Origin of the sequence: Photobacterium ganghwense, from assembly GCF_017329545.1 — a bacterium.
Lineage (GTDB): Bacteria > Pseudomonadota > Gammaproteobacteria > Enterobacterales > Vibrionaceae > Photobacterium > Photobacterium ganghwense.
This window is the reverse complement of the sequence record NZ_CP071326.1, coordinates 1,647,871-1,662,554: the sequence shown is the minus strand read 5'-3', so window position 1 is coordinate 1,662,554 and position 14,684 is coordinate 1,647,871. Positions and strand designations below refer to the sequence as shown.

General features: G+C 52.0%; 10 protein-coding genes. 7 read left to right on the top strand and 3 right to left on the bottom strand.

Translation table 11 applies throughout. The features are described from left to right. Positions 1-97 precede the first annotated feature (97 nt). From FH974_RS23625 to FH974_RS23605, 5 genes are all read left to right on the top strand, one after another. Entirely contained in the window at positions 98-1,357 is a 1,260-nt protein-coding gene (locus tag FH974_RS23625; protein WP_242551921.1) for an NAD(P)/FAD-dependent oxidoreductase, read from the top strand. A 114-nt stretch (positions 1,358-1,471) separates the two neighbouring features. After that, positions 1,472-2,962 carry a Na+/H+ antiporter NhaC gene (gene nhaC, locus FH974_RS23620; RefSeq protein WP_479724823.1) on the top strand — a complete coding sequence of 497 codons (1,491 nt, stop codon included), beginning with the start codon at positions 1,472-1,474 and terminating at the stop codon, positions 2,960-2,962. 157 nt (positions 2,963-3,119) lie between these two features. Beyond that, the gene (dapA, locus tag FH974_RS23615) at positions 3,120-3,995 is read left to right on the top strand and encodes a 4-hydroxy-tetrahydrodipicolinate synthase (protein ID WP_047886229.1); all 876 of its coding nucleotides are present in this window, start codon (positions 3,120-3,122) and stop codon (positions 3,993-3,995) included. 11 nt (positions 3,996-4,006) lie between these two features. After that, on the top strand, positions 4,007-5,518 hold the full coding sequence (locus FH974_RS23610; protein WP_207103832.1) for an aldehyde dehydrogenase: 1,512 nt from the start codon (positions 4,007-4,009) through the stop codon (positions 5,516-5,518). 62 nt (positions 5,519-5,580) lie between these two features. Beyond that, positions 5,581-7,155 carry an ATP-binding cassette domain-containing protein gene (locus tag FH974_RS23605; protein WP_084712630.1) on the top strand — a complete coding sequence of 525 codons (1,575 nt, stop codon included), beginning with the start codon at positions 5,581-5,583 and terminating at the stop codon, positions 7,153-7,155. Positions 7,156-7,487: 332 nt separating this feature from the next. Here the strand turns inward: FH974_RS23605 and mepM are convergent, their stop codons facing one another. Both mepM and FH974_RS23595 read right to left on the bottom strand, forming a co-directional pair. Further along, complete coding sequence (gene mepM, locus FH974_RS23600; protein ID WP_047886227.1) at positions 7,488-8,801, bottom strand: murein DD-endopeptidase MepM; 1,314 nt, start codon at positions 8,799-8,801, stop codon at positions 7,488-7,490. Positions 8,802-9,560: 759 nt separating this feature from the next. Next, positions 9,561-9,761, bottom strand: coding sequence for a hypothetical protein (locus tag FH974_RS23595; RefSeq protein WP_047886226.1), 201 nt, complete (start codon positions 9,759-9,761; stop codon positions 9,561-9,563). 758 nt (positions 9,762-10,519) lie between these two features. Between FH974_RS23595 and FH974_RS23590 the strand changes: the two genes are divergently transcribed. Together FH974_RS23590 and FH974_RS23585 are read left to right on the top strand one after the other, a co-directional pair. Beyond that, entirely contained in the window at positions 10,520-11,926 is a 1,407-nt protein-coding gene (locus FH974_RS23590) for a tryptophanase (RefSeq protein WP_047886225.1), read from the top strand. A 155-nt stretch (positions 11,927-12,081) separates the two neighbouring features. After that, entirely contained in the window at positions 12,082-12,678 is a 597-nt protein-coding gene (locus FH974_RS23585) for a copper resistance protein NlpE (RefSeq protein WP_047886224.1), read from the top strand. Positions 12,679-12,788: 110 nt separating this feature from the next. On the opposite strand, the gene FH974_RS23580 is transcribed toward FH974_RS23585, so the two are convergent. Beyond that, entirely contained in the window at positions 12,789-14,624 is a 1,836-nt protein-coding gene (locus FH974_RS23580) for a hybrid-cluster NAD(P)-dependent oxidoreductase (protein ID WP_207103831.1), read from the bottom strand. Positions 14,625-14,684: the final 60 nt, after the last annotated feature.

The following is a 14,684-nucleotide window of genomic DNA, read 5'->3' as shown; positions in this document are numbered from 1 at the left end:
AAAACAGCTTTAAAGCGCTGGCTGAATTAACAACACCTCTCTAGTGTATATTGTATACAATATACATGCTCGAAAAATTAATGGAATGAGATCACAAATGGAAAAGATGGATCACGACATTGCGATTATCGGGGCTGGCGTTATCGGTTGTGCCTGCGCGTACCGCCTCCAGCAGGCCGGACTGAAGGTGTTACTGCTGGATAAAGAAGCGCCGGGACAAGGGGCGTCATATGGTAATGCCGGGCACATTGCGACCGAGCAAATCATGCCGCTGGCGAACCCGGCGATCCTGACGCAGATCCCGAGCATGTTACTCGACCCAGTTGGCCCGCTCCGGATTGACTGGCGTTATCTGCCGCGTCTGCTTCCCTGGATGCTCCGGCTAATCAGCAATATGCGTGCCGGAGCTCAGGCTCGTAGCCAGCATGGCCTGATACAGCTTAACCAAGCCAGCCTTGATGCGTGGAAAGCGCTGCTTGGTGACATTGACGCGGCTGACCTGATGCATCATCAGGGATCACTGTTGGTCTTTGAACAGGAGAAAACCGGTCAGGCATTGCACCAGTTTGCGAAGACGTTGGCGCAAAACGGTGTGGTCGTGACGCCGCTTTCTCAGGTTGAGGTACATCGAAAAGTACCGGGGCTGGCGAAAACGGTGCTGGGGGCGCTGGAATTTCCGGAAACCAGCCATGTAATTGATCCGCTGAAATTGGTGGAGTCACTGGTGGATGCTGCCGTGGCGCTCGGCACGGAATGTCGTCAGCTCGACGTTCAGGGTGGTTGCCTGACTGAGGATGGCGTTGAGCTGCATACCTCTCGCGGCACTGTGACCGTTCCGCGGGTACTGATTGCCGCTGGTGCGCACAGCCGCTCGCTGGTATTCCAGCTGACTGATACGGATATTCCGCTGGATACCGAGCGCGGCTATCACCTGATGCTGCCTAATGAATCGCACCGTATTCCGGTGGCGGTGACCTCAGCGGAGCGCCGCTTCATTATGACGCCCATGGCCGACGGCTTGCGCCTGGCGGGCACCGTGGAGTTTGCCGGACTGGATCGTCCTGCCAACATGGAACGTGCTCACCGTTTGGCTGAACTGGGTGACAGCTTGTTTGAACACCCGCTGGATCTGGCCGGTTCGACGCCGTGGATGGGGTTTCGGCCGTCACTGCCAGATTCACTGCCAATTATCGATGCTGTCGGGCCCAAACAGCAGGTCATGCTGGCGTTAGGGCACCATCATCTGGGGCTGACACAGGCTGCTGTCACCGCGCAGGCAATCAGAGACTTGGCTCTGAACCAACCTCCGTCTTTGGATCTCAGCCCATACCGGTTGAGCCGATTTCGCACAGCCTGATCTGAATGTGACGCAGTCACGTCCGGATGAGGCAAGCCGAAACCACGCTGTACGACGATAAAACTGAAGCTCCTGATTTCTCTGCAGGCTGATACTGAGCGGCAGTAAGAAATAGTGGCTCATGCAAACACTACTACGACTAACAAAAGGAAGAATGTTATGCGTTCCAACTCTAGTGCTATCCGGCTGCCGACCAGTATGGAGGTGGTCGGTTTGATGGTGGGATTTATTGCCGTCATGTTCCTGTTCCTCAACGTCTTGTCGCTGCCTATTCAGCTTGCGCTATTTGCAACCTGGTTCCTGGTCATGGGGCTCGGCCTGCGGCTCGGGCAATCCTATCATGCGATGCAGACCGGGCTGATTAAAGGGATCCATAACGGTATGGAAGCCGTGCTGATTCTGATCACTGTCGGGGCGTTGATTGGCTCGTGGATTGCCGGTGGCATTGTTCCCAGCATCATTTACTACGGCCTGAGTGTCATGAGCCCGAATATTTTTCTGGCTGCGGCATTTGTGATTTGTGCGATGACATCGCTGTCGACCGGGACATCGTTTGGTACCGCTGGCACGGCTGGGATCGCGATGATGGGGATTGGCCACAGCTTCGGGATACCTTTACCGCTGGTCGCCGGTGCTGTCATCAGTGGCGCCTACGTGGGGGATAAAATGTCGCCGCTGTCTGATACCACGGTGATGACCGCTTCGCTGTGTAAAGTGGATCTGATCGACCACATCAAATCCATGCTGTATGTCAGCGGCCCGGCGTGCCTGATTGCCTTCGTTCTGTTCCTTCTGGTCGGTTTCTTTTATATCGATGGCAATGTTGACACCAGCCGCGCAGACGCCGCAATGGTCGCTCTGGAGCAGCACTTTACGATTTCTCCGTGGTTGTTACTGCCAGCCGCCGTTGTCATCCTGCTGTTGTCGCGCCGGATGCCGTCGATTCCGGTTATCACCTTCGGCGCTGTACTAGGAATTGTCTGTGCCATCGTGGCGCAGGGCATGCCGACGCTGGATGCGGTGCGTACGGTGTATGTCGGCAATGCCATGCATTCAGAAGTCGACTTTCTGAATACGCTGCTTAACCGTGGCGGGATTCTGTCGATGCTGGAAGTGATTGCCCTGATCCTGTTTGCTCTTGGGCTGGGTGGTCTGATGGAGCAAATCGGTGTTCTGCAAGTGATCTGTAACCGTTTCCTGACCTGGGCAAACAATGCCGGACGTCTCACGCTGTCGACCCTGCTGGGTGGCTTCTTCGGTAACTTCTTCGGGGGCGCGGCGTATGTGTCGCTGATTACCGCCAGCACCATCACCGAGAAAAACTATGACCAACAGGGTATTGACCGACGCGTGCTGTCGCGCAATACCGAAGCGGGCGGCACGGTGACCACACCGATGGTGCCATGGTCAGACGGTGGGGTGTTCATGGCAACCACCCTCGGCGTGTCAACACTCGGTTACCTGCCATTCCTTTGGTACCACTTCCTTGTGCTCGCCATCTCTGTGTTCTACGGGTACGCCAATATTGCCATCTGGCGGACTACACCGACTGGTGAAGCTACAAACACCGCGGCTCAGCCTGCCAAGGCTGAACCCGCATCCTGAGACGTTGAACGAGGCTCGGCTTGAGACCCTGAGTGAGGCGCTGAGGTGAGACTCTGAATGTTCAAAACACGATTTAGACGCAACCAAATTACTGATGTTCTGCATCATTTTACTGGGGCCGGCCAGGAGTCCGGCCTGACATTTCAAGGAGATAGTTATGAAACTCGACGGTATTTTTGTTCCTGTAGTGACCCCGTTCACGGAAGAGAATAAGGTTAATTTTGATGCGCTGGGCAAGCTGCTGGACTGGCAGCTGGAGGCCGGTGTAGCCGGGATTGTAGCCTGTGGGACGACCGGGGAATACTACGCTTTCAGTGATGAGGAGCGTACGCAGGTACTCACTTTTATCGCCGAACATGTCGGGGATCGCGCCCTGCTGATCGCCGGAGTGAATGATACCCACACCCAGGGTTCTGTGCGAAAAGCGGAGCAGGCGAAAGCCCTGGGTTATCAGGCGCTGATGCTGGCACCGCCGATTTACTGTTTGCCGCAGCAGCGCGAAATCGTTACTCACTACCAGACAGTGAGCCTGGAAGTCGGCTTGCCGATCATTATGTATAACTTCCCGGCGCGCTCCGGTGTTGAGATTGAGGTCGACACCGTGATTGAACTCAGCCGTGATCCGAATATTGTCGGGATCAAAGAAAGCAGCGGTGATTTTACCCGTGCGTTGTCATTGATTAATGCCAACCTGGATAATTTCTCCGTAGTTTGTGGCTCTGACGATCAGGGCGCGGATTATCTGTTCTGGGGCGTGCGTTCCTGGATCGGTGGTGCGGCTAACTACTTACCTGAAGCACATGTGCAGATGCTGGAATGCGCGCGAATCGGTGATTACAACGCGCTGCGTGCCATTATGACGAAACTGCTGCCGGTGATTCAGAACCAGGAATCGGCCGACTACAACCAGAAAGCCAAATTGGCACTGATTCACCGTGGCCAAGACGTCGGCGCGATCCGTGCGCCTCTGCTGCCAATCAGCGATGAAGATCAAAAAGCCTTTCTTCAACTGCTTGATGCCGCTCTGCAATAGGAGGTTCCGCGATGCCATTAACAAATAAGTCTGTATCTACAGTGCCTTTAACCAAAGAGCAGGTGTTTGCCGCCGCAGAGTGTGGCGAGTTGTTTGCGGGTTGTCTGGTGTCCGGCTTGTCGGGTGAGCGGGCAACCATTGCGACTCTGAGTCCCTACGACGGTAAAACAATCGGCAAGATCGAAGCGGGCAATGAACAGGTGGTTAACGCGGCAGCGACAGCGGCCCGCACCAGTTTCGAATCCGGTGAATGGTCTGCGCTGCCACTGGGCGAGCGTAAGGCCATTTTGCAACGCTGGGTGGCGCTGATGACTGAACACAGCGAAGAGTTGGCAGCATTAGATTGTGTTGATGCCGGTAAGCCGATCAGCGAGTGCCTGAATACCGATATACCGGAGACCATTCACACCTTTGCCTGGTACACCGAAGCCATCGACAAAGTATTTGGCCGAATAGCGCCGACGGATAGCGATACCTTGGGACTGATTGTCAAAGAACCGATTGGTGTGGTTGGGGCTGTGCTGCCGTGGAACTTCCCGGCGCAGATGTTTGCCTGGAAAGTTGCCCCGGCGTTGGCGGCAGGCAATGCCGTGATTGTGAAACCAGCCGAGCAAACCAGCCTGAGTGCTTATCGTATGGTCCAGTTGGCGCATGAGGCGGGTGTTCCGAAAGGGACACTGTCATTGGTGACCGGTCTGGGGGAGGCAGTCGGCCAGCCGTTAGGGCTGCATCCGGATGTGGATGTGGTGTCGTTTACCGGCAGCACAGAAGTTGGTCGGTTGTTCCTGCAATACTCGGCTCAAAGCAACCTGAAAGAGATTGTGCTTGAGTGCGGCGGTAAAAGTCCGCAGATCATATTCCCGGATGTCTACAGTCTGGATGAGATTGTCGGTGATGTGCTCAATGCTGCGTTCTGGAACATGAGTGAGAACTGCAGTTGTGGCTCTCGTCTTCTGGTTCATACCAGCATTAAAGATGCTTTGGTCGAGAAACTTAAAGCTGGTCTGGATAACTGGAAACTGGGTGACCCGCAAGATCCACAGGTCAGCATCGGTCCCATGATTGAGCCGGCGCATTTTGAAAAAGTGCGTGGCTATCTGGCACGGACGAAAGCGGAAGGGGCGACGCTGGTTCATGGTGGTGGCACGCCGGACATCGGTGCCGGATTGTTTGTCGAGCCGACCATTTTCGATAATGTCACGCCGGAGATGGCCCTGTTTCAGGAGGAAGTGTTCGGGCCGATTCTGGCCGTCACCACGTTTGATTCGGAGGAAGAGGCTGTTCGCCTGGCCAATGATGGTCAGTACGGGTTGGCAGCGTCGCTGTATACCGCGGATATCCGCCGTGCGCATCGGGTGTCACGTCAGCTGAAAGCCGGGACCGTTTCGGTGAACTGTTTCAGCGAAGGCAGTATCGCGACCCCGTTCGGCGGGTATAAGCAGTCCGGGTTCGGCGGCCGGGACAACGGGCTGGAGGCCTTTGATCAGTATCTGCAAACCAAGACAATTTGGTTGCAGAACTAGAGCTTGGTCAGACGGTTTGGTATTAATGGATACCAAACCGTTTTTTCATAAGGAAGTGAAGGATGTCGATAGCCGTGACAGATTTGCTGTTGGCTGTGCCACATGGCCGGCTGCAGGTTGATAACTGGCGTATAGAACCTGGTCAGCATTGGATGATTTTCTCAGCGTATTCCCGGTTCGGCTCGTTACTCGGGCAACTTCTTAGTGGTGAACGTGTGCCGGATTCCGGATCGGTAACTGGTATACCTCAGCGAGTGGGCGTGGTGTCGCTGGCTTCTCAGCAGGCATTGCTGGAAGAGGAGTTGGCGCAAGAGGAGACGGATTACATTGATCAGATCGACTTTGGCCACACTGTAGAATATCTGATTGCTGACTGTTGCCATTCGCCGGAGCAACTGGAGACTTTGCTGGCACAGCTGGATTTGCAGCATTTACGCCACAGTGGTTTTCGCCAGTTATCGACCGGGGAAACCCGTCGGCTGATGTTGGCGCGGGCGCTGGCAACTGAACCCGAATTACTGGTGCTGGATGACCCCTATGACGGACTGGATGCCGCTCACCAGACGGCGCTGTCAGCGTTGCTGAATACCTTGTCCGAGCAAATGACGCTGGTCTTGATCAGTGCCCGCGAAATGCACCTTCCTGATTGCATCACCCATGTTGCCATGTTCACTGAACAAACGATGAATGTCCAAGGCAGCAGCAAGCGTGGTCCGGCTGGTGCCCTGAGTACTGTCAGTTTAAGTGAAGGGATGACGGTGGCAGAATTCAGCCATCATCCGGTGCTGCGTCAGCTTGAGGCATTGTCTACGCAACGTAGCGATGAGGTCATGGCTCTGATTCGCCAACGGCATCAGGAGAGACAACAGGTTGTTACCAGAGACGAGCCGCTGGTGGAGCTGCGAAATGGAAAAGTGGAATACTTTGATCGGCAGATTTTCGAGGCGGTGAACTGGCGAATAGAACCGGGTCAGCACTGGCAGATCAGGGGGCCGAATGGCTGCGGAAAAAGCACTTTGCTGGCGTTGATTCTGGGAGACCATCCACAGTGTTATGCCAATGATATGAGCGTGCTGGGGTATCGCCGTGGCAGCGGCGAAAGTATCTGGGATATCAAACGGCGAATCGGGGTAGTCTCCTCAGCGTTGCATCTGCAGTATCGCGTTAGCTGCAGTGCGTTGGAAGTGCTACTGTCAGGCTTTTTCGATTCGATTGGGCTGTATGATTCACCATCGAAAAAACAAATTCAGCAGGCCCATGACTGGCTCGCAATTCTGGCAATGTCAGATGATGCGCACACGGGTTTCCGCGAACTGGACTATGGGCAGCAACGACTGTTGCTGATTGGCCGGGCGCTCATCAAACAGCCTGCCTTGCTGATTTTGGACGAGCCTTATCAGGGGCTGGATTTCGTTAATCGTAAACTGGTCTATCAGGTGCTGAATATGATTGCCCGCGATCAGCTTAGCCAGTTATTGTACGTATCCCACCATGATGAAGATCGGCTACCGGCCATCCGGAATTATGTCGACTTTATTGTTAAATCAGAGAGCTCAGACAGTCCACAAAACGGTACGGATAACGAAATAACAGGCATGACAAAAAGCCGTTATGACGTTGTCATCTCGGCTGTATAGGGTTGTCTGGTATGGAAATTGTCGGAATGTGTTATTCCGGCAATACCTCCATTTACCGTCTAGATTTTTGCTTGGTAAATGTTGTTCTGGCTGTGGGCTTAGGTTCTCATTATCAACCTCAACCTCAACCTCAACCTCAACCTCAACCTCAACCTCAACCTCAACCTCAACAGAAGCCATTGAAGTGCGTGATCAAACACGCCATCTGCCCCCGCTATTTATCACTGATGACCATCATCCGTGAGCAGTAAACAAGCAAAAACACCCACGGGGAAAAGAGATCTCCCCGTAGATGCTATTTGATCCTGGTTACCGCGATAAAGCTCTGGTTATCAGTCTTTGGGCTGGTTGTTGTTTTTAGCCAGGCGAAGTATTCCCTTCTGATCATCTTTCATCATGGTGTTATACATCGCGACCGTTTCTTTAAACTGTCCCATCTCCTTGCTTGGCACCGAAGAGGCCATAGGGATATTGGCAGTCAATGGGTTCACCGGACGGTTACGAATCAGGAACTCATAATGAATGTGAGGGCCGGTAACGCGACCGGTGCTGCCCGCCAGGGCGATACGCTGGCCACGTGAGACTTTCTGTCCTTTCTTGACCAGTATCTTACTGTTATGCAAGTAGCGGGTTTTGTAGTTGGTTCCATGTTGGATGACCACATATTTACCAGCGTACGGGTGACTAACAGTTTGGACAACAACGCCGTCACCGGTTGCCAGTACAGGTGTACCACGCGGGGTGGCGAAGTCGACACCATTGTGTGGCGCAACGCGTCCGGTGACCGGGTGGTGGCGCTTAGGATTAAACTGGGAACTGATTCGCCAGCGCTGGTTGGTGGCGTATGGATAGCGCATGAAGGCACGTTGCAGGCTGTCGCCTTTGGCGTCGTAGAAGTTACCATCACTGTGCAGATAAGCCGAAATGGTCTGGCCACGGCTATGGATACGGATAGCCCGCAATTCATGCTGCCCGGTCAGTTTTTCTTTAACCGACTGACGGGACACCACCACTTCAAATTTATCCCCGGCACGAAGATCGCGAGAAAAATTGAGCTTATCTTTCAGCAAGCTGGTGATTTCATGCACTTCCGTGGCTTTTAGACCGGCTTTTTTGGCTGAGTTAGCAAAACTGCCGTGGATTTCACCATTGGCAATCACATCGCTCCAGTCACCCGGAATAGCGATTTCTTCCACATTGAAGTTTTCATCATCCAGACGTTCATAAATGACTTTTTGCGCCAGCGTAAATTCGAGTTCAAGGCGTTTAAGTTGCCGTTGATCGTCAGCCAGCCAGAAGCGCATGCTGTTACCTGGTTTGAGGGTGTCGATTTTCAGGTGGTTTAAATCGGCTTCCATTAGTTGTTGAACAGTGTTCAATGGGATGTTCAGCCTGGAGAAGATTTCGCTTAGGGTGTCACCTTTCTGAATGGTGTAAGCGTAGCGGGGTGGTTCAATGGTGGTTGTGGTCAGTGCATCTTCATTGGGTGTCCATGGGGACGAACTGACAAGGTTCAGTGGAATTGTACGATTAGTCGTTTGACTGTTATTCAGGAACACCGCCATGGTAATCAATGACAGGCTGGCAATCCCGATGTATTTGGTCGACAACCATCTCCGTGGCAATGTCGCGTTGTGTATTGGCATATCTTAGAACTCGTCGTTTTTATTTGTTGGCAGGCTTTTAATGCGGCAGGTATGGGAAAAAGAAAAAATGGAAGTCGCCATACCTGGCATGAATCACCCTCTTTTGTCTGTATTGACTATTTATTCATTTATTTTTTGTATTAGTTTGCCATATACAGACAAGCAAATTGTCAAATTGTTTCCTTAATGACATAAAATTCAGTTTCACAGTGTAAAAGATACCTAAAGTGTGAGGTATGTTGCACTTTTCCCGCCTTTTGTTCTGAAAACTTGATAAAAGCATTAAAAAGCCATGCCTGACACAGCGCTGACATTTGGCTGACTTTATGCTGACGATATAAGTAAAAACGCGTTTCCATTTTTCATGTTTTTCTGTGAATTACATCCGCTTTGTTTGGTTGAAAATTGAGCGATTTGGTTGTTGGTTGGCTTTTTTGTAATGGATTACTTTTGAAAGTGGCAGCAGTTGGCGGCGTAATGCGTAGTGGATAACGATATGAATGTTAACCAGTAAATACAAAAAAGTGCTGACAGAAAGCAGAAAAAAGACAGGCATAACTATCAGAAAAGTCAGTCAGAAGAATCCGCTCAAGCTGAGCAGGAGATTGCGGGCAGTAATGTAAAAATCGGTAAGGTGGGAGGGAATGAAGGGATATCGGATTGATAATTGTCGGTTGCCAAAAATGAAAAAGGCAAGGTCATTAGTCCTTGCCTCGGTATTGTCACTTTTTATTGGCCTCGTCCAGTTAGCTGGGCGAGTCAGATGAAGCGGATTTTTACCGCTTGCAGAGTATGTTCTGAGTCATCCAGGATGAATGATACCAGACTGCCAGATGCCGGACTGTCTTGTTCAGATACCTGAGCGGCGCTAAAGCGGATGTCGCCACCTAAATCTGAAGTGATCAGGCCAGTTTGGTTAAAAGGGTTGTAGCTACGGATAATGCCGGTTTGTGAAATCATGGTGTTGTCCTTTCTACCCAAGCACTGCATTCGGACTATTTGCCATAGACGTTAATCGTCTGGTCAGGTCACTTGCTTTTGGCTTGTGGTCATTACGTTGAGTAAACGCCGACTGAGCTGACTTTCTTCCTGAATTCGTTTTCTTGTTGAATTCGCGTTCTCCTTAACAAAATGGAGAACACCGAGAGGGTTCAGCGGCGGTAATAGTTTTCAGCATCACGCTGGTTAAGTTACTCATCGACCTTTGGTTTCACCCGTCAGGAGCTCACCTAACTCGCTGACTCATCACTACGAAACACTTGCAACTCAGTGTGTAGTGGGATGTGTGGTGTAATCTTCTGGAGGTGCTTCTTACTTTGGCGAGAAGTGAGGCGTGTTCTTCGAAAATTATGTCTCGGTCTGAGCAACAGACCCGAGCACATTATCTGTAATCTGTCGGGCTGTAAAGCCTTGTTTGAAAAAATTTATGCCAGAAGAACAAGGCCAGTTGATATCAGGCTTGTTATGAACAGCTGACTATACTTAGGTCAGTTTTGTTTCCGCAGGGTGCTGCAGGATGGCTGAGAATACCTTGTTGCAACGTACCAGGGTGCCCGCGATACGGCTGGTGCTTTCTGCCTGGTTCAATATTGATTTTCGTCTGACTAATAACTTTCCTGCTGTCGGCTGATTGCGGCACCGTCGATGTTTTCACCACCTATTTTTCCTTGATCCGATCACCGGATTGTCTGCGTGTTTTCCAAAGCTGGAGAGCCACTATGAGCAAGCGTGTCCCTGAACCTTTTCGCATCAAAATGGTAGAGCGAATTCGCATGACCACAGAAGCGGATCGCCAATTGGCCCTGGAAGCGGCGGGTTATAATCCGTTTATGCTGCGCAGTGAAGATGTGTATATCGATCTGCTGACCGACTCCGGTACCGGTGCAATGAGTGATACTCAGTGGGCCGGGCTGATGTTGGGGGATGAAGCCTATGCCGGTAGCCGGAACTTTTTTAACTTGTGTGATGCCGTTCAGCACTTTTTTCAGTACAAGCTGGTGGTGCCGACCCATCAGGGGCGGGGAGCCGAGCAGATTTTGTTTCCCTGCCTGATTGAACGGATGCGCAAAGTCAGGGGAGGCACAGAGGCGGTTTTTCTGTCCAATTACCATTTTGATACAACGGCCGGACATATTGAAATGTGCGGCGGAAAAGCGATAAACCTAGTAACTGAAAAAGCGTTTTCCACCGAAGTCTACGATGACTGGAAGGGGAACTTTGATCTCGAAAAACTCGAAACCGCCATTCAGCATTACGGCTCTGTGAATATCGCCGCCATTATTACGACAGTGACCTGTAACAGTTCGGGCGGGCAGCCGGTATCCATGGCCAATATGCGCAACGTTTACGCATTGGCTCAGCACTACGATATTCCGGTGGTGATAGATTCCGCCCGTTACTGTGAAAACGCTTATTTCATCAAACAGCGGGAAGAGGGGTATGACGAGAAGCCTTTGCTGGAGATTATCCGTGAGATGTATCGTTATGGCGATATCCTCACAATGTCAGCCAAGAAAGACCCGATGGTGAATATCGGCGGGCTTTGTTGTATCCGGGATCATGAAGAGTTGTTTCAGGCTGTCCGTACCCGCTGCGTTCCGATGGAAGGGTTTGTGACTTACGGCGGCATGGCCGGGCGGGATATGGAGGCACTGGCCCGCGGGCTCTATGAGGCTGCCGACGAAGACTTCCTGCATTACCGTATCAGCCAGGTGAAATACCTGGGCGACAGGCTGCGTGAGGGCGGCGTGCCGATCCAGTATCCGACCGGTGGGCACGCCGTGTTTGTGGATGCGAAAAAGGTGCTCCCACATATTCCGGCAGAGCAGTTTCCGGCACAGGCTTTGTGCAATGCGCTGTATCTTGAGTCGGGGGTGCGGGCTGTTGAAATTGGGTCATTGCTTCTGGGCCGAGATCCGAGCACTGGCCAACAGAAACCGTCGCCATTGGAATTGTTACGATTGACCATTCCGCGCCGGGTATATACCAATGACCACATGGACTATGTCGCCGATGCACTGATTGCAGTCTGTCAGCAGGCAAGCTCAATTCGCGGGCTGGAATTTGACTACGAACCGCCGGTCCTGCGGCATTTTACTGCTCGCTTAAAACCGCTAACTGACTGAATAACAATGTGCTATCTTGTGATTAGCAAGGTGATTTTGAGTGAATATTGAATAGTGTTTTTTGACTGAACATTGACCTTGGGATGACGTTATTCACACAGAGGGCAGTCTACAATGATACCCATCTTAGAAAGATTGCTAATAAGGAACACACAATGAATAAGACCTTACTTGCACTGGTAGTGGCTGGTTTTGTACTGGCGGGATGTGATCAAAAAGCCTCACCAGAATCCGCCGCTCAACCTGCTAGCGAAACCGCTACCGTGGTTGAAGAGCAAGCAGTTCAAACCGAGGGCATGACTCAGGTTGAAAATAAGGCAGAAAGCAATGAAGCTGAAGCTGCGCAACCGGCTGATGTGATGGCCGAGGGCGAACAGGACGAAATGAAAGCCGGCGAAAGCAGTGAACCGGTGGCGGACATGGAACACAACGCGCGTAACTCGCTGGACTGGGCTGGTACGTATACCGGTATTCTGCCATGTGCAGATTGTGAAGGTATTAAGACTGAGCTGGTGATTAAAGACGATGGTACATTTACTCTGACTGAAATGTACCTGGGTAAAGACGGTGGTGCTTTTGAACACGAAGGTACGTTCAACTGGAACACCGCGGGTAACACTATCGCGCTGCCTGGAATTTCTGATTCTGCGGTGCAGTATTTTGTCGGCGAAAATCAATTGTTCCGCCTGGATCTGGAAGGTAACCGCATCACCGGCGATCTGGAAAGCCACTATATCCTGAAAAAGCAGTAAGCGCAGATCAGCGAGTAAAGTGCTTTAACGGAGTCTGAAAAAACAGCCACCTTTTTGGGTGGCTGTTTTTTTATGTGGTTTTTGAACCTGAACCTGAAACGGCTGGCGTGTTAGCTGACCAATTCAACATCACTTAACGGAATACAACAACAGGCCAGTACTTTCCCGGCCTCCTTCTCACCCGGCAGCAAGGCCGGGACGTCCGGCTGGTCAACCGTGCCAGATTCCAGGGTCATTTTGCATGAACCACAGAACCCGGCCCGGCAGCTGTTGGCGATCCCAAGCCCGGCAGATTCAGCCTGATCCAACAAGGTGGCCTGGTTATGGCCCTGAAATAAATGGCCATCAATGCTGATTGTCACAGTGTGTTTCTGTGCGGTCGCTTCGTCGCCACCACGGCTCGTACCGAAGGATTCCTGATGGTAGCGCTCTTCCGCCAGACCGGCGTTCAGCAGCAAGGCTTTGGCATCGTCCATGAAACGGTTAGGACCACAAACGAACACCTGACGCTCTGTAAGATGCGGGATATGATCCAGGTGGATTGCACTGAATCGCCCGGTTATCCCCTGCCAGCTGTTATTTGGCTGACTTAATGCAATGGTTACTTTCAGTGCAGGGTGTTCAGACTGCAGTTTTGCCAGTTCGGCCTGATACGGAATATCCGCTTCGTTGCGGCACTGATGATAAAACACCACATCGTTGATCTGATTATGATCGGCCAGATAACGCAGCATCGCGATCATGGGAGTGATGCCACTCCCGGCAGACAACAACAAAAGCTTGTCGGTATGGGGCCCAAGATGAAAACTGCCGTCCGGTGACTCGGCAACCAGCGTGTCGCCAACCTGCAGATTGTCATGTAACCAGTTTGAAACCCGACCATCGTTGATCCGCTTAACCGAGATGGCATAGCGGCCAAGGCGGGACGGACTGGACGACAGCGTATAGCGGCGAGAAACGTATTCGCCATTGATCTCTACCTGCAGTGGCAGATGCTGGCCGGGCTGATAAGCGGGCAGTGTTTGTTGCTTGGTTGGCTCCAGCCAGAAGGTACAAAAATCCCGGGCAATGTCTTCCCGTTCAACACAAGTGAGTGTCAGCGATGGCGTGCAATTATCGGGGTAAAGCGGTCTGGCCTGGGTCTCCAGAACTTCAATGGTATCACCGGCATGAATGATACCTTCATTCAGCGCCACCAGATTTTGCCCGAAGTACACGTCACCACTGCCGTCAGAGCGAAATTTCAGCAGCGTGTTGAGCGGCTCTTTCTGGGCATTTAATTGTCCGGTTTGCGGATTCACTGTGGTCAGGATACAGCGGGCACACGGCTTGACGGCCTCAAATTCCACCTCACCGATTCGGATTCGTTTCCAGCCATCTTCCGCAAACGGCTCTGTGCCGGAGACGACTAAATTGGTGCGGAACTGATCCATGGTATGACGCTGGGGGCTGCGTGCATTCAGGGCCTCCAGAGATCCCTCGCTGATAATCAACAGCGGATAGCCGTCAGCAAAACTCACGTTATGGCTGACTTTCTGACGGATGCGCTGGGATTGCTCTCCGGTATAGAGCAGTTGCACTGGCTCGCCAATGAGTTCACTGAACCAACGATTCGCTTCTGAGGTAGTTTGGTGGGCCGGAAACGTGTCTTTCCATACGGTGGATGGGGTTTCCACCATCGTGAACTCGGCGTACCTGAGGCGCAGAGGGGCAGTGTCCGGGTAACTGAGTATCAGACCATCCGGTTGTAGGGCTGCGGTGACTTTGACCAGTTGCGGGTATTTGCGTGCGGTAATCATGCCACCATCGGTTTTGGCGACCATAAAACGGCGGTCAAACGCGATTCCCTGTTTCTCGACCCAGGCTTGCGACTGGCTCAGACCACGAATGGATTTGATAGGGTAAACATTGATCTGGCTGAGTACGGCCGACGCTGATTTGCTCACAGATTCGTCCTTGTAATTGTAATGATAAAGGCGGGGCTATGAGCGTCACTCTAGCAAAAG